General features: G+C 46.8%; 23 protein-coding genes. 22 read left to right on the top strand and 1 reads right to left on the bottom strand.

From position 1 onward, the window contains the following. Positions 1-2: 2 nt before the first annotated feature. The 7 genes from MHI12_RS19145 (at position 3) to MHI12_RS19115 (ending at position 7530) form a co-directional block, all read left to right on the top strand. Entirely contained in the window at positions 3-353 is a 351-nt protein-coding gene (locus tag MHI12_RS19145; RefSeq protein WP_405170057.1) for a 2Fe-2S iron-sulfur cluster-binding protein, read from the top strand. A 46-nt stretch (positions 354-399) separates the two neighbouring features. Continuing rightward, a complete protein-coding gene (locus MHI12_RS19140) occupies positions 400-1179 on the top strand; it encodes a hypothetical protein (RefSeq protein ID WP_341008040.1) in 780 nt (259 codons plus the stop codon). A 454-nt stretch (positions 1180-1633) separates the two neighbouring features. Then, positions 1634-3112 (top strand): stage IV sporulation protein A, encoded by a 1479-nt coding sequence (gene spoIVA / locus MHI12_RS19135; protein ID WP_017687692.1) that lies wholly within the window; start codon positions 1634-1636, stop codon positions 3110-3112. A gap of 217 nt (positions 3113-3329) precedes the next feature. After that, positions 3330-4427, top strand: coding sequence for a sugar ABC transporter substrate-binding protein (locus MHI12_RS19130; protein ID WP_074095648.1), 1098 nt, complete (start codon positions 3330-3332; stop codon positions 4425-4427). A gap of 112 nt (positions 4428-4539) precedes the next feature. Next, positions 4540-6057 (top strand): sugar ABC transporter ATP-binding protein, encoded by a 1518-nt coding sequence (locus MHI12_RS19125; protein ID WP_341073528.1) that lies wholly within the window; start codon positions 4540-4542, stop codon positions 6055-6057. Continuing rightward, positions 6054-7040, top strand: a complete 987-nt coding sequence (locus MHI12_RS19120) for an ABC transporter permease (RefSeq protein ID WP_017687695.1) — start codon at positions 6054-6056, stop codon at positions 7038-7040. Before MHI12_RS19125 ends, MHI12_RS19120 begins: the two co-directional genes overlap by 4 nt. A 217-nt stretch (positions 7041-7257) precedes the next feature. Further along, positions 7258-7530, top strand: coding sequence for an HU family DNA-binding protein (locus tag MHI12_RS19115; RefSeq protein ID WP_024630670.1), 273 nt, complete (start codon positions 7258-7260; stop codon positions 7528-7530). A gap of 66 nt (positions 7531-7596) precedes the next feature. Here the strand turns inward: MHI12_RS19115 and MHI12_RS19110 are convergent, their stop codons facing one another. Continuing rightward, positions 7597-7758, bottom strand: a complete 162-nt coding sequence (locus tag MHI12_RS19110) for a hypothetical protein (RefSeq protein ID WP_341008037.1) — start codon at positions 7756-7758, stop codon at positions 7597-7599. Positions 7759-7905: 147 nt separating this feature from the next. On the opposite strand from MHI12_RS19110, the gene mtrB reads away from it, so the two are divergent. From mtrB to trpC, 15 genes are all read left to right on the top strand, one after another. Next, positions 7906-8127, top strand: a complete 222-nt coding sequence (gene mtrB / locus MHI12_RS19105) for a trp RNA-binding attenuation protein MtrB (RefSeq protein WP_017687697.1) — start codon at positions 7906-7908, stop codon at positions 8125-8127. A gap of 121 nt (positions 8128-8248) precedes the next feature. Further along, positions 8249-8800 (top strand): hypothetical protein, encoded by a 552-nt coding sequence (locus tag MHI12_RS19100; RefSeq protein WP_076209915.1) that lies wholly within the window; start codon positions 8249-8251, stop codon positions 8798-8800. Between the two features lie 101 nt (positions 8801-8901). Next, positions 8902-9765 carry a heptaprenyl diphosphate synthase component 1 gene (locus MHI12_RS19095; protein ID WP_253501387.1) on the top strand — a complete coding sequence of 288 codons (864 nt, stop codon included), beginning with the start codon at positions 8902-8904 and terminating at the stop codon, positions 9763-9765. A gap of 15 nt (positions 9766-9780) precedes the next feature. Beyond that, positions 9781-10509, top strand: a complete 729-nt coding sequence (locus MHI12_RS19090; RefSeq protein ID WP_036607690.1) for a demethylmenaquinone methyltransferase — start codon at positions 9781-9783, stop codon at positions 10507-10509. Beyond that, positions 10502-11368 (top strand): UbiA-like polyprenyltransferase, encoded by an 867-nt coding sequence (locus MHI12_RS19085; protein WP_341008036.1) that lies wholly within the window; start codon positions 10502-10504, stop codon positions 11366-11368. Before MHI12_RS19090 ends, MHI12_RS19085 begins: the two co-directional genes overlap by 8 nt. After that, a complete protein-coding gene (locus MHI12_RS19080) occupies positions 11369-11989 on the top strand; it encodes a UbiX family flavin prenyltransferase (RefSeq protein WP_017687702.1) in 621 nt (206 codons plus the stop codon). It begins immediately after the preceding gene. Positions 11990-12332: 343 nt separating this feature from the next. After that, entirely contained in the window at positions 12333-13307 is a 975-nt protein-coding gene (locus MHI12_RS19075; protein ID WP_017687703.1) for a polyprenyl synthetase family protein, read from the top strand. 154 nt (positions 13308-13461) lie between these two features. After that, on the top strand, positions 13462-13905 hold the full coding sequence (gene ndk, locus MHI12_RS19070; protein ID WP_405170056.1) for a nucleoside-diphosphate kinase: 444 nt from the start codon (positions 13462-13464) through the stop codon (positions 13903-13905). Between the two features lie 25 nt (positions 13906-13930). Continuing rightward, complete coding sequence (locus MHI12_RS19065; protein ID WP_047843560.1) at positions 13931-14725, top strand: protein-glutamate O-methyltransferase CheR; 795 nt, start codon at positions 13931-13933, stop codon at positions 14723-14725. A 179-nt stretch (positions 14726-14904) separates the two neighbouring features. Continuing rightward, on the top strand, positions 14905-16074 hold the full coding sequence (aroC, locus tag MHI12_RS19060) for a chorismate synthase (RefSeq protein ID WP_017687707.1): 1170 nt from the start codon (positions 14905-14907) through the stop codon (positions 16072-16074). Position 16075: 1 nt separating this feature from the next. After that, entirely contained in the window at positions 16076-17170 is a 1095-nt protein-coding gene (aroB, locus tag MHI12_RS19055; RefSeq protein ID WP_047843559.1) for a 3-dehydroquinate synthase, read from the top strand. Between the two features lie 5 nt (positions 17171-17175). Further along, entirely contained in the window at positions 17176-17553 is a 378-nt protein-coding gene (gene aroH, locus MHI12_RS19050; protein WP_047843558.1) for a chorismate mutase, read from the top strand. Between the two features lie 691 nt (positions 17554-18244). Beyond that, positions 18245-19813 (top strand): anthranilate synthase component I, encoded by a 1569-nt coding sequence (gene trpE, locus MHI12_RS19045; RefSeq protein ID WP_405170055.1) that lies wholly within the window; start codon positions 18245-18247, stop codon positions 19811-19813. 68 nt (positions 19814-19881) lie between these two features. Then, a complete protein-coding gene (gene trpD, locus MHI12_RS19040) occupies positions 19882-20922 on the top strand; it encodes an anthranilate phosphoribosyltransferase (RefSeq protein ID WP_091034830.1) in 1041 nt (346 codons plus the stop codon). Further along, a complete protein-coding gene (trpC, locus tag MHI12_RS19035; RefSeq protein ID WP_405170054.1) occupies positions 20912-21700 on the top strand; it encodes an indole-3-glycerol phosphate synthase TrpC in 789 nt (262 codons plus the stop codon). The genes trpD and trpC overlap by 11 nt, the downstream gene beginning before the upstream one ends. Positions 21701-21710 lie beyond the last annotated feature (10 nt).

Here is a 21710-nt window from a genome sequence, read left to right as displayed (position 1 = left end):
TGATGGACTATAAAGTTACTTTTTTACCTATGAACAAATCGATAGCGCTCAAACCAGGGGCAACACTTCTGCATGCAGCACGACGTGCTGGAGTCAAGATTACGACCCGATGTGATGGTAAAGCGGCTTGCCTGATGTGCAAAGTCAATGTGGATGAAGAACATCGGGCGGAACTGTATCCACCAACAGATGCAGAAAAGCGCAAGCTGGGTTCACTGTTGGAAGCAGGTATAAGACTGTCCTGTCAGGCCAAGGTGTGTGGATCTCTATCGGTTCATGTTCCAGAGGACCCGCTGAAGGCAGCCATTCGGAAACAACTGGAACGTCAACAACAGGAAGACGACTGGTTCTGAGCGTTATGAAATTGATTCTCTAATGAGTTATTCAAGGAGGACACGAATGATTAGGAACAAGCCAAAATGTGTGGAAGGAAGCGGACGGCAGCGTCTGAAACATCAGACGGGCGGTCTGCTGTTATTCTTGTTGTTTGCTTTTACAGCAACTGGTTGTATGTATCCATCCCAGAGCAATTCGGACCCTAAGATAGCCTATCGGGAAAGCGTGAGCCGTATCCAGAGTGCTGTCGAGGCATTCCAGCAAGATGAGGGGATTTTGCCAATCATCAATGCAGATATGGAAACGCCAAAATATGAAAAGTTCAGAGTGGATCTGCCCAAGTTGAAACAACTGGGGTATCTGGATGAAATACCGGGGACTGCTTTTGAAAGTGGTGGGAGCGCTTACTTCCTTATTCAGGACGAAGAAGTGAATCCGACCGTTAAAGTGATGGATCTTCTGACCGTACAGAAAGTAAACGATGTGCAACGAATGGTTAATCAATATAAGTCCGTACATAACAATAAGCTGCCAAGCGGGGAAGAAATGTATCCGGGGTTATATGCTGTGGATATGGAGCAGGCTGCTCAGGCAGGTATTCCTTCCATTACGCTGAATAGTGTATATTCAGGTCAGGCCTTACCTTTTGTGATGGATGACGAAGGCAAGGTCTATGTAGATTATGCTTTTGATATTATGCAGGCAGTGGAAAAGTCTGACGTGTCTCCAACAGAGACTGAAGATGTTCGGGATTTGCTGGTGGAACACTCCTACTTCGTACCTGTAAAATCGGTTTTCTACGCTTGGAAAAATAATGCGCCGGTTGCCCAGCCAATAAAATAAGCATGGTTGCAATTCAAATGATTTAGCTGTATGCCCACCAAGGCTCTAATGGTTCAAAAAGAGATATTCCAAATAAGGGATATCTCTTTTTTCTTTTGTCAGTATGAGCAATAACCGTCATAAAAGCTTCACGGATCACATAAAGTAGATTGAAATAAAGACGCGCAGTCCGAGATCGGGGGATTCTCCTAATGTCATCGCCATAAGATAAAAAAACAAAAATACGCGTCATATTGCCGCATACGGATACATAAGATGATACTAGTCCAATTGCATGTACGAGTTAACGCCGCTCTCGCCGGTTTCATCAGAATGCAACGTTCGGCGGCGGACGACTTCCGGGCACTCACAAAGGCGGCTCTACCGTTGCAGGGATTTCAGTCTTCTGATTGAAAAAACGAAGCGGATGCTCTTTAGCATTTTTCCTTCGGAGTAATTTAGGGAGGGGATTTCATTGGAGAAAGTGGACATTTTTAAGGACATAGCTGAGCGGACCGGAGGGGATATTTATCTCGGGGTTGTCGGCGCAGTCCGGACGGGAAAATCAACATTTATTAAACGATTCATGGAAACGATCGTATTGCCTAACATCGCAAGCGAGGCTGATCGTGCCCGTGCAGTGGATGAACTTCCACAGAGTGCAGCAGGTAAAACCATCATGACTACCGAACCAAAATTCGTACCAAATAACGCAGTCCAGATCAAGGTGGCAGAAGGACTCGATGTCAATGTGCGTCTTGTGGATTGTGTAGGTTACGCGGTGGAAGGAGCCAAGGGATACGAGGATGAGAATGGTCCACGCATGATCTCCACGCCTTGGTTCGAGGAACCAATTCCATTCCAGGAAGCCGCCGAGATTGGTACTCGCAAAGTCATTCAGGAGCATTCTACACTGGGTGTTGTGGTAACAACAGACGGCACAATCGCCGAAATTGCCCGCAGTTCCTATGTGGAATCTGAAGAACGGGTCATTGCGGAATTAAAAGAAGTGGGTAAACCGTTTGTCCTGGTCATCAACTCCACTCGTCCTCGCAGTGAAGAAGCCCTGCAATTGCGCAGTGAGCTTGCTGCCAAATACGACATTCCGGTGATGACACTCAGTGCAGCGACCATGACGGAAGATGATGTGACGGGTGTACTTCGTGAAGTGCTCTATGAGTTCCCTGTGCATGAAGTGAATGTAAACTTGCCGAGCTGGGTTATGGTGCTCAATGAGACTCACTGGCTGCGTAGCAACTACGAAAATTCCGTACGGGATACCGTCAAGGATATTCGCAGACTTCGTGACGTGGATCGGGTTGTCGCACAGTTCATGGAATATGAATTCATTGATCGCGCAGGCCTGAGTGGCATGAATATGGGGCAGGGTGTAGCCGAAATTGACCTGTACGCGCCTGATGAACTGTATGATCAGATTCTCGTGGAAGTGGTTGGCATCGAGATTCGCGGTAAGGATCATCTGCTGCAATTGATGCAGGAATTCTCGCATGCGAAGAGAGAATATGACCGCTTCGCAGAAGCGCTGGAGATGGTCAAAACGACCGGATACGGCATTGCTGCTCCATCTCTTGCCGAGATGGCTCTGGATGAACCTGAGCTCATTCGTCAGGGCACCAAATTTGGCGTACGTCTGAAAGCAACGGCACCGTCCATTCACATGATCCGGGTTGATGTGGAATCGGAGTTCGCTCCAATCATCGGTACGGAGAAACAAAGTGAGGAACTGGTGAGATACCTGATGCAGGATTTCGAGAACGACCCGATCAAGGTATGGGATTCAGACATGTTTGGTCGTTCGCTGCACTCCATTGTGCGAGAGGGGATTCAGGGCAAAATTGCCATGATGCCGGATAATGCAAGATACAAATTGCAAGAGACGCTGGGAAGAATCATTAACGAAGGTTCGGGCGGCTTGATCGCTATCATTCTGTAAGACATCAAAAGACCGTAAGGGGGCATCCCCTCGCGGTCTTTTTTACGTGATTTCTTTATTTTGGATGAAATGGATAGGAAGAATAGTACTTTCGAAAAAACTTAGCGAGTTTTAGCTTTAAATTGCTAAAACCCATTTACATACTAGGGATTAGCCGTTATATTAATATTCAACTATTGTGATCGAGATCACAGAGATTGGACAGGGGGATACAGAGATGAAAAGAAGAGAGACAAAATGGCTATGGTTGAGTGTGTTATTAGTATTTACATTGGCGCTGTCCGCTTGCGGAATCAAAAAAGAACCGGCAGCCACTCCTGCTTCGGGTGCATCAGATGATACACCAAAAACGGAAGCAGTTACAGGCCCTCTAAGCGGCAAGCGGATCGCACTTATTATGGAGTTTAATACAGGTACTTTCTCGCAGCAATATGTACAAGGTGTAAAAGAAGAAATCGAAAAATTCGGTGGAGAACTGACAACGTTTGTTGCCGATAACGACAAAGCAAAGATGGTATCCTTGCTTGATAGCGCTATTAACCAGAAATTTGATGCCATTCTCACGGATCATGGGGATTCCCTATTAGAGCCAGGCGTGAAGAAGGCAGTAGAACAGAATATTCCAGTGGTCGTGTTTGACGCAGCTATCAGTGTTCCAGGAGCCACAGTCCTGTCGCAGGATGACCAGAAGATGGCTGAACTGACGCTGGAGCAAATGAAAAAAGATATCAATGGACAAGGTAATATTGTCAAAGTATGGGTAGCTGGTTTCGCACCGATGGAACGCCGTCAGATTGCATACGGTGAATTCATGAAAGCCAATCCGGACATCAAAGAAATAGCTACATTCGGTTCTGCACAGAACCCGGCGCTGGATACTCAAGCCAAAATGGAAGCTATTCTCAAGCAGTATCCAAAAGGTGAGATTACAGCTGTATGGACTGCATGGGATGAGTTCGCCAAAGGTGCGGCACGTGCGATTCAACAAGCTGGACGTGATGAGATCAAAGTGTATGGTATTGATATGAGTGACGAGGACCTGCAAATGATTCAGGACCCGAAAAATCCTTGGGTTGCTTCTGCGGCTGTTGATCCAACAGATATTGGTCGCGTCCAGGTACGTTATGCTTATCAGAAACTGAACGGGGACGAGACAGAAGATGCAGTTGTTCTTAACCCGGTCTATGTTCAACGTGAAGCTCTGCCAGATAAACAAATCTCCACTTCGGAGCTGTCTGAGTTCGTTGAAGGTTGGGGTGGCAGCACACAAGGAATCAAGGACTGGATGAGCGAATACGGAATTACTGCTAAATAAGCAGCGTATGGGAAGCGCGCCGCAAGGCGCGCTTTTTTAACCATAATGAAGATATGTGTAGTCTGGATGAAAAAGGGATACTCCCGTATGGGAACGATTGGAGGTTAACATCATGAGCACTGCACCGATTCTGCTTCAAATGGAACATATCCACAAGCAGTTTTCAGGTATTCCTGCACTGAAGGATGTGGATTTCTCTGTAAAAGGCGGGGAGATTCATGCGCTGCTGGGTGCCAATGGTGCCGGTAAAAGCACGTTAATGAAAATTTTGTCTGGTGCCTATCCATTGGATCAGGGGACGATCCAATTGAGTGGACAAGCTCTTCACCTGAGTTCTCCGGGAGACGCGAAGGCAAATGGGATTCACTGTGTCTATCAGGAAGTGGACGCGGCACTGGTGCCACAGCTGACGGCTGCGGAGAACATTATGTTGGATCAGTTGGCTTCATCTGCTGGAGGTTGGTGGAAAAGTCCACGGAAGCTGCAACAGCACGCGGTTGAGGCGTTGAAGCAATTAGGGGCGGACATATCCGTTCACCAAAAAGTGGCCGATCTGACGCTTGCAGAAAAACAGATGATTTTGCTGGCACGGATTTTGATTCAGGATGCCAAAGTCATCATTTTTGATGAACCGACTGCACCGCTGAGCCAGGAAGAAACGGATGCATTTTTCCGGATTGTTCATCTCCTGAAGGATCGGGGCGTTGCCTGTATTTTCATTACCCATCGTCTTGCTGAAGTGACGGGTCACTGTGATCGCGTTACGGTTATGAGAGATGGGCAACACGTATTTACCGGTGAAGCAAAGGGACTGACGATCAACGATTTGGTTACACAGATGCTGGGCAAACCATTCGAAGAAGAGTTTCCGAAGACGGAAGCACCCGTGGGAGAGCTGTTATTGGAGGCACGTGGGCTTCGTCGTGGAGTGAAGGTTAAAGGTGTTAACCTCTCTGTACGCCGAGGTGAAGTCCTCGCTGTGGTGGGCCTGGTAGGCGCGGGTAAAACGGAAAGCTCTCGTTTGCTAATTGGTGCAGATCGGCTGGAGGGAGGCGAGATCCGGCTTAACAACCGTAATCTCCGCCTGTCTCAGCCTGCGGATGCGGCGGCTCTGGGGATTGTTTCTGTACCGGAGGAGCGACGTAAACAAGGAATCCTGATTCAGGAGAACGTGGAACGGAATTTAAGTCTGCCTTTGCTAAGCCGTCTTAGTACATTAGGTTTCGTAAGCCGCAAGCGGGAACGTCTGAATGCAGAGTCATTGGTGAAACAGCTTGGAATTAAAACATCGTCCGTGAAACAGGAAGTGAAATATCTAAGCGGTGGTAATCAGCAGAAGGTAGCCATTGGTAAATGGCTTAATGCGGATGCGGATGTATTTATATTTGATGAGCCAACCAAAGGCGTAGATATCGGGGCAAAAAGTGACATTTTCCGCATCATCAATGAACTGGCTTTGGCGGGCAAGGGTGTAATCTATTTCACCTGTGAACTGGATGAAGGCATGGGAATTGGTGACCGAATCGCTGTCATGTGTGAGGGTGTTATCGTAAAAGAGTTCAAACGAGGCGAGACTAACCAAGAACAGCTGCTATACTATGCAAGCGGTGGACAAGAGGTGCAATCATGAAGGATAAATCACTGGATTTTGCGTTCCGTTACGGGGCGATTATAGTCATCATAGGTGTTATCGCATTTTTCGGCATTAAATTGCCTTATTTCTTTACGTACAGTAACTTGACCGATATTTTGGGCTCGATCTCTATCGTTACGTTTGTAGCGATCGGTGTTACGTTATCTCTCATTGTTGATGGATTTGATCTTTCGGTTGGGGCGACTGTCTCATTAACTACCGTTGTTACTGCTTCGTTAATGATTTGGTATCAACAACCACTTGCAATCGTCATTATCGTGCCATTGATTATCGGGGCTGTTATTGGTTTACTGAACGCTTTGCTGATCGTAAAATTGCGTATTCCGGATTTGCTCGCAACCCTTGCGACGATGTACATCATCGGAGGTATTCACAAAACGTATGCACAGGGATATACCATTTACAATCACATGCAGTTCCCTGACGGGAGCAAAGCTGCGGGAGAGATGGACCCGACATTCCTGCTTATAGGGCAGGGTAAATGGCTTGGTATGCCGATATCAGTTATCATGCTACTTATTGCGGTAATAGGTGTGCATATCTTTTTGACGTATACGAAATATGGTCGCCAGATGTACATTACAGGTGGTAATGAGGAAGCTGCGCGGTTGTCTGGAATCAAGGTGAAAAAGGTGCGTACACTCGCCTATGTAGCCGCTGGAGTGTTTGCAGCAATCGGGGGTATCATCTATGCTTCCAAAGTAGGATCTGGGCAAATTGATGCGGGATCACCGTTGTTAATGGAATCCGTAGCTGCAGTATTTGTCGGTTTCTCTGTGTTTGGTGCGGGTAAACCCAATGTCATCGGAACCTTCATTGGTTCGGTTCTGATTGGTGTACTTGTGAACGGTTTAACGATGATGAACGTACAGTATTTCACACATGATATTGTAAAAGGTGGGGTTCTCGTGCTTGCCCTGGCGGTTACATTTTACGTCTTAAACCGCAACCGGACTTGAAATTGTGGGCTGTCTGTATTAGTATGAAATTTGTTCGGCGTCTGAAATGCCAGTGGTTTCAGACGACATTCTGCCGAAAATGACTGTTGACCGCAGGCGGAGATTTGTGTTCAGCGCTCAAGATGTACGTAGATTTTTTGCGTATGAACGTATATTTCGCTATAAAACGGAAACACAGTATAACATTCAGGACATTGATACAGGAGGTGAAAAACAAATGAACAAATCAGACTTGATTACACACGTATCTGAAGCGACTGAATTGTCCAAGAAAGATGTAACGAAAGCGGTTGATGCCGTATTCGAAGCAATCTCTGAGGCTCTTCAAAGCGGAGATAAAGTACAATTGGTTGGTTTTGGGAACTTCGAAGTTCGCGAGCGCTCTGCACGTAAAGGACGCAACCCGCAAACAGGTGAAGAAATCGAAATTCCTGCGAGCAAAATTCCTGCATTCAAACCAGGTAAAGCGCTCAAAGACGGAATTAAATAAGATTTCTACATATTCCATATGTCGACAAAAAGACCGTGACTTGTTCACGGCCTTTTCTTTTGCCCTTTAACGATGATTCTTGCGGCTATCCGAGTGCTCAGGATCCTCCGGTTGCCCGGTATAAGCAACCAGAATCAGTTCTTCGCCAGCAGCTGCAGACAGATGCTGTTCGATTTCTTTTAACTGATGAATATGCTCGTCTGTAAGTGCGGCAGGGGTGTACTTCATGCAGATTCTCCTTTCTGTGGCTGTACAACTGTAGTATGACCCGAGGGTAGCCGATTCTTACGGTTCATTCGTATAAGGCGCAGGTTGACAAATGAAACAATCTTAATCATCATTAACGCTATCGAACTAAAGAAGGGGACATGCGTGATGGATCATCCAACCGGCAATGATTATATTGTAATTAAGGCAGAGGAAAATGGTGTCCAGGTGATCGGATTAACCCGAGGTCAGGATACACGTTTTCACCACACCGAGAAATTGGACAAAGGTGAAGTGATGTTCGCCCAATTTACCACCCATACTTCAGCTATTAAAATCCGGGGCAAAGCCACGCTGATTACCAAGCATGGACAGATTGAATCGGAGTAATGGACAGATTGAATACATTCAAATGAAGATTGCAGGCATAGCCTGCTTTTTTTCATTGTACAATGAGGTATGAGCCTTTACCGGACAGACTACACTAACAGGTAAAGGCAGGGAGGCGTATATGAAACCGCGGATGATTGTTACTGCTTCAATGCTGGCAACGGTTGCGGCGGTCTTTCTGCTTGTTGCGATACAAACCTTACATATGCGTACATGGGGCGGGGACAACGTACAGCCTGCCTCTGCATCACATCATCCAGTTCAGCTAACGAATGACAATCTGGTTGATGTGCTAAGTTCCATGCAACTATCAACTCCCATTGCAAGAGTGGAATGGAAACAGTCCATTTTGACACTGGACCTCAAAGTTAAAGGAACGGGTACAAGTTACACTGAAATCTATGAGAACATGGCAGCTGTGGCGGATCTGGGCTTTCGGAGTCTGGATAACGTGGATCAGGTGCTGCTACGTGTGATGGCAGAAGATGAATGGATGCATAAACGACATCTGTTACTTGCTGCTGATATTCGGCGTGGAGAGTGGCCTCTGTATGCGATTGAAACATTACGGAACTGGAAAAGTGCGGCCTTTTCAGATGAATTGAAGGACTGGTTTCATTTGATGGAGACCGAACTCTGGAAGAAGCAATTCGAAATGACAAGTCAGGGGTAATAGAATAGCAGGATTCAGTGCGTGCCCGTTCAACATATGCTATAATATATAAGATTGTAGTGCAGAAATGGTTTAACAATGTTAAGGCTCGGAGGCTGAGAATGAATTCATATCGCGTACCCCAACTAGCAAAGAAATATACGGATTACGACATGATTCGACAACATACGGAAATCCCATCATTTCCGGATAGCCGGGCACGTCTGTTGCAGGTATTTGTGGGCCGCACAGACGAAAAGGTGCATCAAGAGTTATATGCTCTTGCAACTTCGCTCGTTCAGTTGGCCATGGATACGCATGATCGAATCGATACCATTTCCGGTGAGCGGAAAGAGCAGGAGATGCGTTCACGTCAGTTGAATGTACTCGCCGGGGATTATTTAAGTAGCCGTTTTTATCAATTGCTTGCCCAAGCGGGCAGAATTGAAATGATTGGAAAACTCAGTGGTGCTGTATCCGGAGTGAACGCACGCAAGATGACGCTGTATGAACGGATGAAGAAGCTTCTCGTTTCGGCTGACGAATACTTGCGTGAAACGGTACAGCTGAGGATGCAGCTGTTTCTTTCATTTACAGGCATGATTCAACATAACGAAGAGTCTTTATGGAACAGCCTGTTGACCGAATTCAGCTCCTGCGAAACGATCGTGGAAGAACTGAAGCGGATGAATGACGCAAAACAATATCTTCACAGCTATGCATACTGGCACATATACGAGCATGGTAATGACGATGAGCGCAATGTGTTGCGTCAGTCTGAACCGGATGCACGTGCATGGAACGCTATGGTGCTGAAGCATAGGGTTGGCGAGGTTTTGCTGGACAAGCTTCGCGAGTGTACACACCGCATTCAACTGTTGTTGCAAGACGAGGAAGGGCGGATGGGCTTGCATGAGATACACGCAATTCTAGAGCCTTACTTGGCATATTTGCAGCCTTCACATGCGGCAGTAAGGGAAGATTGAGGGGGAGACAGACGAATGGGGAGCGGAGAGACCAAACCGAAAGAAGAATATGTCCATTCGGTTTTTCAGAGTATAGCCGGAAAATATGATGTCATGAACGATATTCTAAGTTTCCGCAGGCATAAGGCTTGGCGTAAATTCACCATGAAAAAGATGAATATGTCCAAAGGCGATACCGGTCTTGATTTGTGCTGCGGCACATGTGACTGGACGCTTGCTATGGCAGAGGCAAGTGAAACGGGGCACATGCACGGACTTGATTTCAGTAGCAACATGCTGGAGGTCGGCCAGACAAAGATCAATGCGGTGCAACGTCAAAAGCAGATTACCCTGACACAGGGAAATGCCATGTCACTTCCTTTTGAAGACAATTCATTTGATTATGTGACGATCGGGTTTGGGCTGCGTAATGTACCTGATCTCAGACAAGTGTTGTCTGAAATGAAACGTGTGGTCAAACCGGGTGGTATGGTTGTGTGCCTGGAATTGTCCAAGCCAACATGGCAGCCGTTCAAAGGCATTTATTATTTTTATTTTGAGAAGGTTTTACCGAATCTTGCCAAAGTGTTTGCTAAAAGTTTTGAGCAGTACAAATGGCTGCCGGACTCACTGGCCATTTTCCCGGGAAGGCAGGAACTGGCAGACATTTTTGCAGAAACTGGATTACAACAAGTGCAGGCCTACCCTCTCACCGGAGGTATAGCGGCACTGCATATTGGAACCAAGGAGAATCAGCATGTTTAGGAAAATTCGCATCTTTTTAGAAATGATCAAGATTGAACACACGCTTTTTGCTTTACCTTTTGCATTTATGGGGGCCATCCTCGGCTCCATGGTAGTGAATGATACCTTCCCAAGCTGGATGCAGATCATGTGGGTATTGCTTGCGATGGTCGGCGCACGTAGTGCGGCTTTTGGTTTGAACCGAATTATTGACCAAGCGATTGATGGCAAAAACCCGCGTACCGCAATGAGAGCCATCCCGGCAGGACTGTTGAAAAATGGGGAAGTTGTTATATTTGTCATTATCTCATTTATATTGTTATTCTGGGCCTCATCCAATCTTAATGTATTATCGATGCAGCTGTTGCCTATTGCTGTGTTTATGTTGGTACTGTATTCGTACACCAAACGATTCACATGGTTATGCCACATTGTTCTCGGAATGACGATTGGTTTGGCACCACTTGGTGGCTGGGTAGCTGTAACAGGAACGATGGATTGGACAGCGATTGTGCTGTACGTTACGATTGTGTTCTGGACAGCGGGCTTTGATATTATCTATGCATGTCAGGATTTGGAATTCGATCAGGGAGAGGGTCTTCACTCCATACCTTCCCGTTTTGGCCTGGTTAAATCCTTGCAGATCGCTAAGTTCTTCCATGTGATTACTGCAATTGGTTTTCTTGCGTTATTGTTGCTGACAGATCTGAGCTGGTGGTATGGCGCAGGCATGTTGGTGACGTATGGAATTCTGTTCTATCAACACTATATTGTATCGCCTAATGATATGAGCCGTGTTCAAACGGCGTTTTTTACCATGAACAGTTTGCTTAGTATAATCGTATTTACGTTCACTCTAATTGATCTGGCGGTGAAATAAATGGTGCAGCAGCCGGACAATAAACGACTGGTTGTCGGAATTACCGGAGCGAGTGGCAGCATATATGGCATTCGATTAATTGAAACGCTGCTTGATTTGGAATATAACGTTCATCTGGTCATATCCAATGCAGGGTGGCGTGTACTGAAAGAAGAATTGGACTGGGATGTGACGAATCGGGACGCGGTGCTGGAAGAAAAATTCGGCAACCGTGCCGGTTCTCTGATCTATCATCCTGTGAGTGATATAGGGGCCTCCATTGCCAGTGGTTCTTATCTGGCCGACGGCATGATTATCATGCCATGTTCGATGGGAACTCTTTCGTCCATCGCGCAGGGATCGTCGGATAATCTGATGTCTCGCGCAGCCGATGTTATGATGAAAGAGGGAAGGACATTGATACTCGTACCACGTGAGACGCCTCTTCATGCAATCCATCTGGAGAACATGCTGAAGCTTTCTCGTCTTGGTGTACGAATGATACCGGCTATGCCTGCTTTTTATTACAAACCTCAGACGATGGATGAGTTGATTCTGTTTTTGGTGGGGAAAGTGCTGGATAGCTTGCGCATCCCACATCAACTGTTTACAAGATGGGGAGAACCGGATGAACGGGGATAACGACTGAGTTCGATACAAGGCTGTTTTTTGCCAAAGTGTTGCTCGGTTTATTTGTCCCCCGAATCCCGGGGTATTGGTGAGCACTGATGGTGAGTCTTCATGAACCACAGTCTTGACCCATGCTCCGGCAACTTCTGTATTTTGTTTCAGAACAAGTCGCAGAGTTTAATTTTCGGGTGTCGGCTATGACATTCGGAGAAGAAAAACACGTTAGATTACCTTATAGAACAACACAAGCAAGAACGGTAAGCCGGGTTTTTCGTAATGCCTGCAGGCCCGACTTGCTGGAGGGGAAGGTAAGCATGAATTTATGGACTGACAATACGCTGATACGGGTGAACGAATGAAACTATTGGATATTTTCGGGTTGTTAAAAAAGGACATGGATTACATTGAGAAAGAGTTGTATCGCAGTGTTCGAGGAGAACAGAAGCTGCTGAGTGAAACGTCACTTCATTTGCTCAAAGCAGGAGGAAAACGGTTGCGGCCCGTTTTTGTGTTACTTGGTGGGAAATTTGGTACATACGACATTGAACGTCTGAAGTTGGTTGCGGTTCCGCTGGAACTCATTCATTCGGCATCCCTCGTTCACGATGATGTCATTGATAATGCGGAGACACGCCGAGGCAAACCCACGGTGAAGTCAAAATGGGATAACCGGATTGCCATGTACACTGGAGACTATATCTACGGTAAGGCACTTGAAATGACTGCCGGATTATCCGATCCAGCTATTCATCGTATCCTTGCCAAAGCTATGGTACAGATGTCCATTGGTGAGATGGAGCAAATTCGCGACTTTTTCAATACGGGACAAAGTGTTCGTAACTATCTGCTGCGGATTCGCCGCAAAACAGCACTTCTAATTGCGGTTAGCTGTCAGTTAGGGGCATTGGCTACACGTGCGCCTGAGCATGTATCTTCCCTGTTGTATACATACGGATACAATGTGGGGATGGCTTTCCAGATTCAAGATGATGTACTTGATCTGGTAGGTACTGAGAAACAACTTGGCAAGCCACCTGGCAGTGACATGAAGCAAGGAAATATCACTCTTCCTGTACTTTATGCCTTAGAAGAATCCGATCTGCGGGAACCTTTACTTAAGGAAATTTCCCGTGTCCAGCATGAAGAAGGACGGGCAAGTGCATCGGATGCAATTGGAATGATTCGCCAAAGTCAAGGAATTGCTAAAGCAGAAGCCCTTGCTGACCGATATATGAAGAAAGCGCTCGATGCTCTCGATCAGCTACCTAACATCAAGACGACCAAAAACCTGCGTGATATCGCTCATTTTGTGGTTAAACGTACGCATTAAACAATGTATGACCTTCGACTCTCAGATTACTCATACCCAAAGACGAACAGAACTGTGAGATTCCTCATTGGGAGGATTTGGACATGTATGTTACAATCAGAGGGATTGCGTTTACATAGTGATTAACTTTGAACCGTGAGTGAGGAGTGAGCTGATGGATCGTACATTTTTGATGGTGAAGCCGGATGGTGTGCAGCGTGGATTGATCGGTCGAATTATTAGCCGTCTGGAAGACAAAGGATTTAAGTTGGTGTCAGGCAAATTGGTGCAGATGTCTGAGGATCAGGCAAAACGCCATTATGCTGAACATGAGGGCAAACCGTTTTTCGATGATCTGGTTCGTTTTATCACATCGGGGCCTGTATTTGCCATGGTGTGGGAAGGCGACGATATTGTGGCGCTTGCGCGCATCGTCATCGGAAAAACCAATGTGAAGGAAGCAGCTCCGGGTACCATTCGCGGAGACTTCGCCAGCCACACACCACATAATCTGATTCATGGGGCAGATTCACCGGAAAGTGCTTCCCGTGAAGCAGCAAATTTCTTTGCTTCAGATGAACTGGTGGTATACGACAAGAGCATCGCAGCCTGGTTGTAATTATTAGCCAAAAGGGTGATACACGATGCTGGAGCAAGAACAACTACTAGACCCGGATTACACCGGATTCATTCGTAAAATCAAAGAGAGCACAGGCATTGATCTTGCTCAATACAAGGAAGGCCAGATGAAAAGAAGGCTGACCACACTTCGCAACAAAAACGGGTTTCATACATTTTCTAACTTTTTTGAAGCTATGCAGAAAGATAAATCATTGTTCTACGAGTTCCTTGATCGTATGACGATTAACGTGTCGGAATTCTGGCGTAATCCCAATCGTTGGGAAGTGCTGCGGGACGAGATCCTGCCTGAGCTGCTGGGGTCCAAGCGTCGTGCTAAAGTTTGGAGTGCAGCCTGTTCAACAGGTGAAGAACCTTATACACTTGCCATGATCTTGGACACGATGGGCATTTTGAAGGACAGCTCCATTACGGCAAGTGATCTGGATGAAGGTGCATTGGCCAAAGCCAAGGAAGGGCGTTATATGGAACGCTCGCTTAAGGATGTGCCAAAGGAAACGGCGAACCGTTACTTCAAGCAGGATGGCTTGGTATACCGTATTGATGAGCAACTCAAAAATTCAATCAAGTTCATGAAACAAAATTTGCTGGTGGACCGTTTTGACGATGGGTACGATCTGATTGTGTGCCGAAATGTCATGATCTATTTTACCGAGGAAGCCAAAAACCTGTTGTATCACAAATTTGCAGCAAGTTTGCGTCCAGGCGGTATTTTGTTTGTGGGTAGTACGGAGCAGATCTTCTCCCCGGGACAATATGGTCTGGAGACAGCAGAGACATTCTTCTATCGGAAAAAATAATGATAATGGTTGTTGAGCCGTCTGAAGCACATGTACATGTGCTTCAGGCGGTTATTTGTATACCAAGTACAAGAAAGAGCCGACTTTCTTGTCAAAGCCGGTCAGCTATACTATAATAAGCAAAGAAATTATGGGATTTTAGCAATGTGAAGTTTAACAGTTTAAAGGGGGAACGTATTATGAGTTTACGCTATTTAACCGCAGGGGAGACGCACGGACCCCAATTGACCGCTATTATTGAAGGATTGCCAAGTAATTTGACGATTGATTTTGAAGAACTGAATTTCCAGCTTCACCGCCGCCAAAAGGGATATGGCCGTGGACGCCGGATGCAGATCGAGAAGGATCAGGCGAATTTTGTTGGTGGTATCCGTCACGGATATACAACAGGTGCTCCGGTAGCGCTGGTTGTTCAAAATAACGACTGGAAACATTGGCAGAATATTATGAATATTGAGCCGATTGAAGGCAGTGACGAAGAGAAACGTCGCGTTCATCGTCCACGTCCCGGACACGCTGATCTGAACGGTGGACTCAAGTATAATCTTAAAGACTTGCGTAACGTACTGGAGCGCTCCAGTGCACGTGAGACAACGGTACGTGTGGCATGTGGCGCCATTGCACGTCAATTCCTGGCTGAATTCGGAATCAAGGTAGCTGGACGTGTACTTCGTATTGGAGAGATCGAAGCTCCGTATCAGGACCTTCCGATTGATGAACTGATCGCTGTGACAGAAGCTTCCTCTGTACGTGTTACGGATGCTGAGACAGAGAAGAAGATGGAAGCCTACATCGACCAGATTAAACAAGAAGGCGATTCCATCGGAGGAATAGTGGAATGTATCGTTGAAGGTGTACCTATTGGTCTGGGTAGTTATGTTCAATACGATCGCAAGCTGGATGCACGAATCGCTCAAGGCGTAATGTCCATTAATGCATTCAAAGGTGTAGAGATTGGTATCGGATTCGAAGCCGGAGTCATTCGGGGATCACAGGTACATGATGAAATCATGCATACGGATGAGCGCGGCTACCACCGGGCAACCAACCGTCTGGGTGGATTCGAAGGTGGTATGACAAACGGTATGCCAGTCGTTGTACGTGGTGTAATGAAGCCGATCCCAACGTTGTATAAGCCACTGCAAAGTGTTGATATTGATACAAAAGAAGCATTTACTGCTCAGGTTGAGCGCTCGGACGCTTGTGCTGTACCAGCAGCGAGTGTCGTTATGGAGCATGTTGTAGCGTGGGAAATTGCCAAAGCATTCCTGGAGAAATTCGGCGGGGATTCCATGGAAGAGATCCGTGCTAATGTTGCTAGCTATAACGCCCAACTGGAGAATTACTAATATGCGTCAGCTGACGGTACAGTTGGAGGAACGCTCATATCCGATTCTGATTGGCAGCGGTCTATTGGCACAAGCCCCTCAATATTTTGAGCAATATGGCTTGACCAAAAAAAGTCCGTTACTCATCATTACAGATGAACATGTGGCTCCCAAATACTTGTCAGGTTTGGAGCAAACGCTGCGTACGGCTGGTTATACAGTCGTATCTGCGGTTGTACCCTCTGGTGAAACATCGAAATCTCTTTCGGTGTACCAGGATATGATGACCGTTGCGATCGAAGGCAAACTGGATCGGAGTTCTGCGATTCTGGCCCTAGGTGGTGGTGTCGTAGGTGATCTGGCTGGCTTTGTTGCTGCTACATATATGCGAGGAATCAAGTTTGTTCAAGTACCTACAACGATTTTGGCGCATGACAGCAGTGTAGGCGGCAAGGTGGCTGTCAATCATCCGCTGGCCAAAAATATGATCGGTGCATTCCACCAGCCCGAGCTTGTACTCTATGATGTGGACACACTTCAATCCTTGCCGCCACGAGATGTTTCGGCAGGGTTGTCAGAGATGCTGAAGCACGGGCTGATCCGTGATGAGGCTTTTGCACATTGGTGTGAGGAGCATGCGGAGGAGTTGCTTGCGCTTAATCCGGAAGCATTGGGATACGGCTTGGAGCGCGGTTGTGGTATTAAGGCAGAGATTGTATCCAGAGACGAACGTGAAAATGGAGAACGTGCGTTGTTGAACCTGGGACATACGATTGGTCATGCCATTGAAGCGATTGCCGGTTATGGAGAATTCCTGCACGGAGAAGCGATCTCGATCGGTATGGCTGGATCAGCATTGCTTGGTGAGAAGCTTGGTGCGCCAGCAGGGCTATATGAAGATACGGTCCGCATGCTGCGTTCACTTCGCCTTCCAACAACGATGCCTGCACATCTCGACACGGATGCATTAATGGAAGCGATGATGCATGACAAAAAGTTCCGTGAAGGTCATATGGTGTTTATCATTCCTGATCGGATTGGGGCTGCAAGAATTGTGAAGGACGTACCTGTGTCGGCAGTTCGGGACGTCATTGAAATGCTCAGGAAGGGAGAATAACAGCAATGGTCACACGGGGAATTCGCGGGGCTACAACAGTCACGCAGAACAACGAAGAACAGATTTTGAAGGAAACGGCTGTATTGTTGCAGGAGATCGTGGATCGTAATGAGATCCAACCGGAAGATATCTGCAGTGTGTGGATTACGTTAACTGGGGATCTGGATGCTGCATTCCCGGCAAAAGCTATTCGCCAACTGGATGGCTGGGAACTCGTACCACTAATGTGTGCACTGGAGGTTCCTGTTAAAGGTGCCTTGGCGCAGTGCATTCGTTTCATGGTGCATGTCAATACAAACAAAGCTCAGAATGAAATCAACCATGTGTATCTGAACGGTGCACAGGCATTACGTCCGGATTTGGCAGCACCTTCTGGCTCTTAAGTAGTGGGTTGTCAAACCGATCATAATGATGTATAGTGAGAACCAGTTGAGTAGAGTAGAGATTGAGCTGAGAGCAGCTGAGCTAGTGGAGTATATAGCAGAGTCCAGTGGGTGGTAACCGGGGCAACAGAAACCGGTCAACTGATTCACGGTACGTCGTGCTACGGAATAGGTAACAGGAACAGGGAAAACAAACGTGTCATAGGACATCTTTTGTTTTAATATATTTTGGTACAAACACAATCAATGTACTCTACTATATTTTACAAAAATATTGGAATGAGTAGTTGAAGTGTTATAACTGATTTATTTTCCCGAATTGGATGATGTGAGATGCATCAATTCAGCGACCTGTGAATAATCCGACAGCGAAGTATAGAGACTTGTTATTTATGAAGCATCACCCTGTTAAATACAGCTTATAACCAAACCTCTACCTGATGGTAGAGGTTTTTTTGTACATATACCCTTTTCTTCTACCCCTATAAGTTCAACTAAACTTTTACACCAAAACGGAGAGGACAGAAATAACGTGAAGAAGCGGAGCGTTCGCATTTATCACCGGATTTTCCCTTTAGAAAAGAAATCAAAAAATCTGGGGATAACAGCGATCGGAAGGTTGTTCTGTCATTGGAGTGCTCAGTGTAACCTCTTTAGTTGAACTTATATAAATCTGAAAGGACGTGATCTGATGATAACGCCAAACGTTAATCAAGTACTGAAAATGTCGAATGAGTATAATCTGATTCCGGTAGTCAAGCGGATTCTGGCAGATATGGAGACTCCGATTCGAATATTCCGCCGTTATGCTGACAACGATCGGGCATTCCTGCTGGAAAGTGTAGAGGGTGGTATTCAATGGGCGAGATACTCGTTCATCGGTACAGATCCGTTCCTGATGATTTCGGCCAAGAAAGGCCGGATCGTTGTAGAAGAAGCAGGGAAGACTCGTGAATTGCCAGGCAAACCGATCGAAGAACTGAAAGCACTGCTGCGTAAGTATCGCAGTCCAAAAGATGATGAACTGCCACCATTCACAGGTGGAGCAATTGGGTTCTTTGGATATGATCTGCTGTCCTATTATGAGAAGCTTCCAGCTCACGCGCTGGATGACCTGAATATGGATGACATTCGTTTTATGTTCTGTGACCAGATTATCGTGTTTGACCATGTGAAGCAGCAGATGTTGCTCGTCGGGAATGTACACATCAAAGATGGTGCAACGGATGACGAGATACGTCAAGCGTATGCAGTGACTTCGGAGAAGCTGGAGCAGGCCGCAGAACGTTTGCAGCAGCAAGGACCAGGGGAGAACCTGAATCCGCGTTCTATTCCGGGAGACGTGGAACTGGGGGATATTCGCTCCAACCTCACGAAGGAACAATTTATCGGTAATGTGGAGCAAGCCAAAGATTACATTCGCGCAGGTGATATTTTTCAAGTGGTATTGTCCCAGCGTTTCCACATTGATACGGAAGTTTCTCCGCTTCACGTGTATCGTGTGCTTCGGACCCTGAATCCATCACCTTATATGTACTACCTCAAAATGGATGATGAGATTATTGTTGGTACTTCGCCTGAAGCGCTGGTCAAGGTGGACGGGAATCGTGTGGAGACACGACCGATTGCAGGTACACGTCCAAGGGGGGCAACAGAAGCGGAAGATCGTGCACTCGCTGCTGATCTGCTCCAGGATGAGAAGGAACGCGCGGAGCATCTGATGCTTGTTGATCTGGGGCGTAACGATCTGGGCCGGGTATCCAGCTTCGGCAGTGTGAAGTGTGACATGTTCATGGAGATTGAACGGTATTCTCACGTTATGCACATGGTATCCAACGTTACGGGCGAGCTTAGAGAAGACAAGGATTTCTTCGATGCATTCCTCTCTTGCTTGCCAGCGGGTACCGTATCCGGAGCACCGAAACTGCGAGCAATGGAGATTATCGCGGAACTGGAGAAAGAGGCACGGGGTGCCTATGCAGGAGCGATCGGATACCTCGGATTCTCGGGTAACATGGACTCCTGTATTACGATTCGTACGATTATTTTCAAAAAAGGAAAAGCATATGTACAGGCTGGAGCGGGAATCGTATGGGATTCTGTGCCTGAGAATGAATATGAGGAAACAGTTAACAAAGCTAAAGCATTGCTCAAAGCGATTCGAACAGCAGAAGCAATGTTTCCCGCCAAAGAAAAGGACAGCACGTTGAGACTGGCGAATGCAGACTACTTTGTCACACCAGCGGCCGCTAAGAACTGAGAGAGGAGAGACCGGAGATGAACATAAACCCAATAATGAATGAGAACCCTGTAACCCCCATTGCTGAGATTACTCGTGAGGAAGGCATGAAGAATGGCCTGGCGAAGATTCTAGAGGGCAGCCATCTGGAGCAAGCCGAAGCAAGAGATTTGATGTACTCGATTATGAGAGGTGAGGCAACGCCGGCTCAAATCGGAGGTTTGCTGATGGCGCTGCGGATGAAGGGGGAAACGGTGGATGAGATCACCGGTTTTGCTGAAGCCATGCGTGGTCAGGGCGGACGAATTCTAACGGATGGCAGCGGATTGCTGGACACTTGTGGGACAGGTGGATCGGGTATTCACAAATTCAACATTTCCACAGCATCCGCGATCATTGCTTCGGCCGTCTCGGTTCGGGTCGCCAAACATGGCAACCGTTCAGCTTCAGGCAAAGCGGGTAGTGCAGATGTATTAGAGGCACTCGGTGTAAATATCCATCTGAACGGGGAGCAGGCCAGACAATGTCTGGATGATATCGGAATCTGCTTCTGTTTTGCCCAGGTATATCACCCTTCCATGCGACATGCGGCAGGACCAAGAAAAGAGCTGGGTGTTCGTACCATTTTCAACATGCTCGGACCTTTAACGAATCCTGCGGGAGCAGATCGCCAATTGCTTGGCCTGTATGATCGTTCCCGGACGCCGATGATTGCTGAAGTACTGAATCGTCTTGGTCTCAAAAGAGCGTTGGTTGTGGCCAGCCATGATGGTCTGGATGAAATCAGTATCTCGGCACCAACTCAGGTATCTGAACTTCGCAATGGCGAAGTGCACACCTATGATATTGATCCACGTGACATGGGATTGTCTCTGCATCCGCTTGAAGCGGTACTTGGAGGAGATGCGGCACAGAATGCCGAAATTATTAAGAGGATCTTCCAGGGTGAGCAGAGTGCCTATCGTGATGTCGTTCTGTTGAACGCCGGAGCGTGCATCTATGTATCCGGTCTTGCAGATAGCATTGCTGAAGGGGTGACACTTGCCGCAGAAGCGGTAGATTCGGGCAAAGCTGCCGGGAAGCTTGAACAGTTAATTCATACAACGGAGGCGTACAGTCATGTATCTTGATCGAATCGTTGCAACCAAACATAAAGAAGTTGAAGTTCTGGCACAGACATTTCGCATGGATAAAGCTATCCAAAAAATCGAACAACTACCCGCAACCCGGGGGTTTGAACAAGCATTATCAAGCGGACGCAATCGCAAACTCGGCCTTATTGCTGAAGTGAAGAAGGCTTCGCCGTCCAAAGGATTGATCCGTCCGGATTTTCATCCGGTAGAGATTGCTGCGGCTTATGAACGAGCGGGTGCAGACTGCATCTCCGTATTAACAGATGTGTCGTATTTTCAAGGCAGCAACGAGTACTTGCAGGCAATCCATCAAGCAGTGAACATTCCGCTATTACGCAAGGATTTTATTATAGATGAACGACAGATTGCCGAGGCAAGATTACTGGGTGCGGACGCGGTATTGCTGATTGCCAGTATTCTGACACCTGAACAGATTCGTCAATATCTGGAATTCGCCAAAAGTTTGGGGCTGGATGCCTTGATTGAAGTCCATGATCGAACAGAACTGGAGCAGGTATTGGAGATTCCGCAGGCAACACTTGTGGGCATCAACAATCGTAATTTGAAAACATTCGAAACCAGTCTGAACACAACACTGGATTTGATGGAATTGATTCCAAGTGGCGTTACCTTGATTAGCGAAAGTGGTATTGACGGACCAGAATCAACAGTACCTCTGATCCAGGCCGGTGTTCATGGTATTCTCGTAGGTGAGCATCTCATGCGCAAGGATGATGTCGAGGCGGCTGTATATGATCTGATGGGACCCAAATGATGAATACTTC

Source organism: Paenibacillus sp. FSL H8-0280 (assembly GCF_045040665.1).
Lineage (GTDB): Bacteria > Bacillota > Bacilli > Paenibacillales > Paenibacillaceae > Paenibacillus > Paenibacillus xylanexedens_A.
Note: the sequence above shows the minus strand (reverse complement) of the source record. Positions and strands in the feature narration are given on the sequence as shown.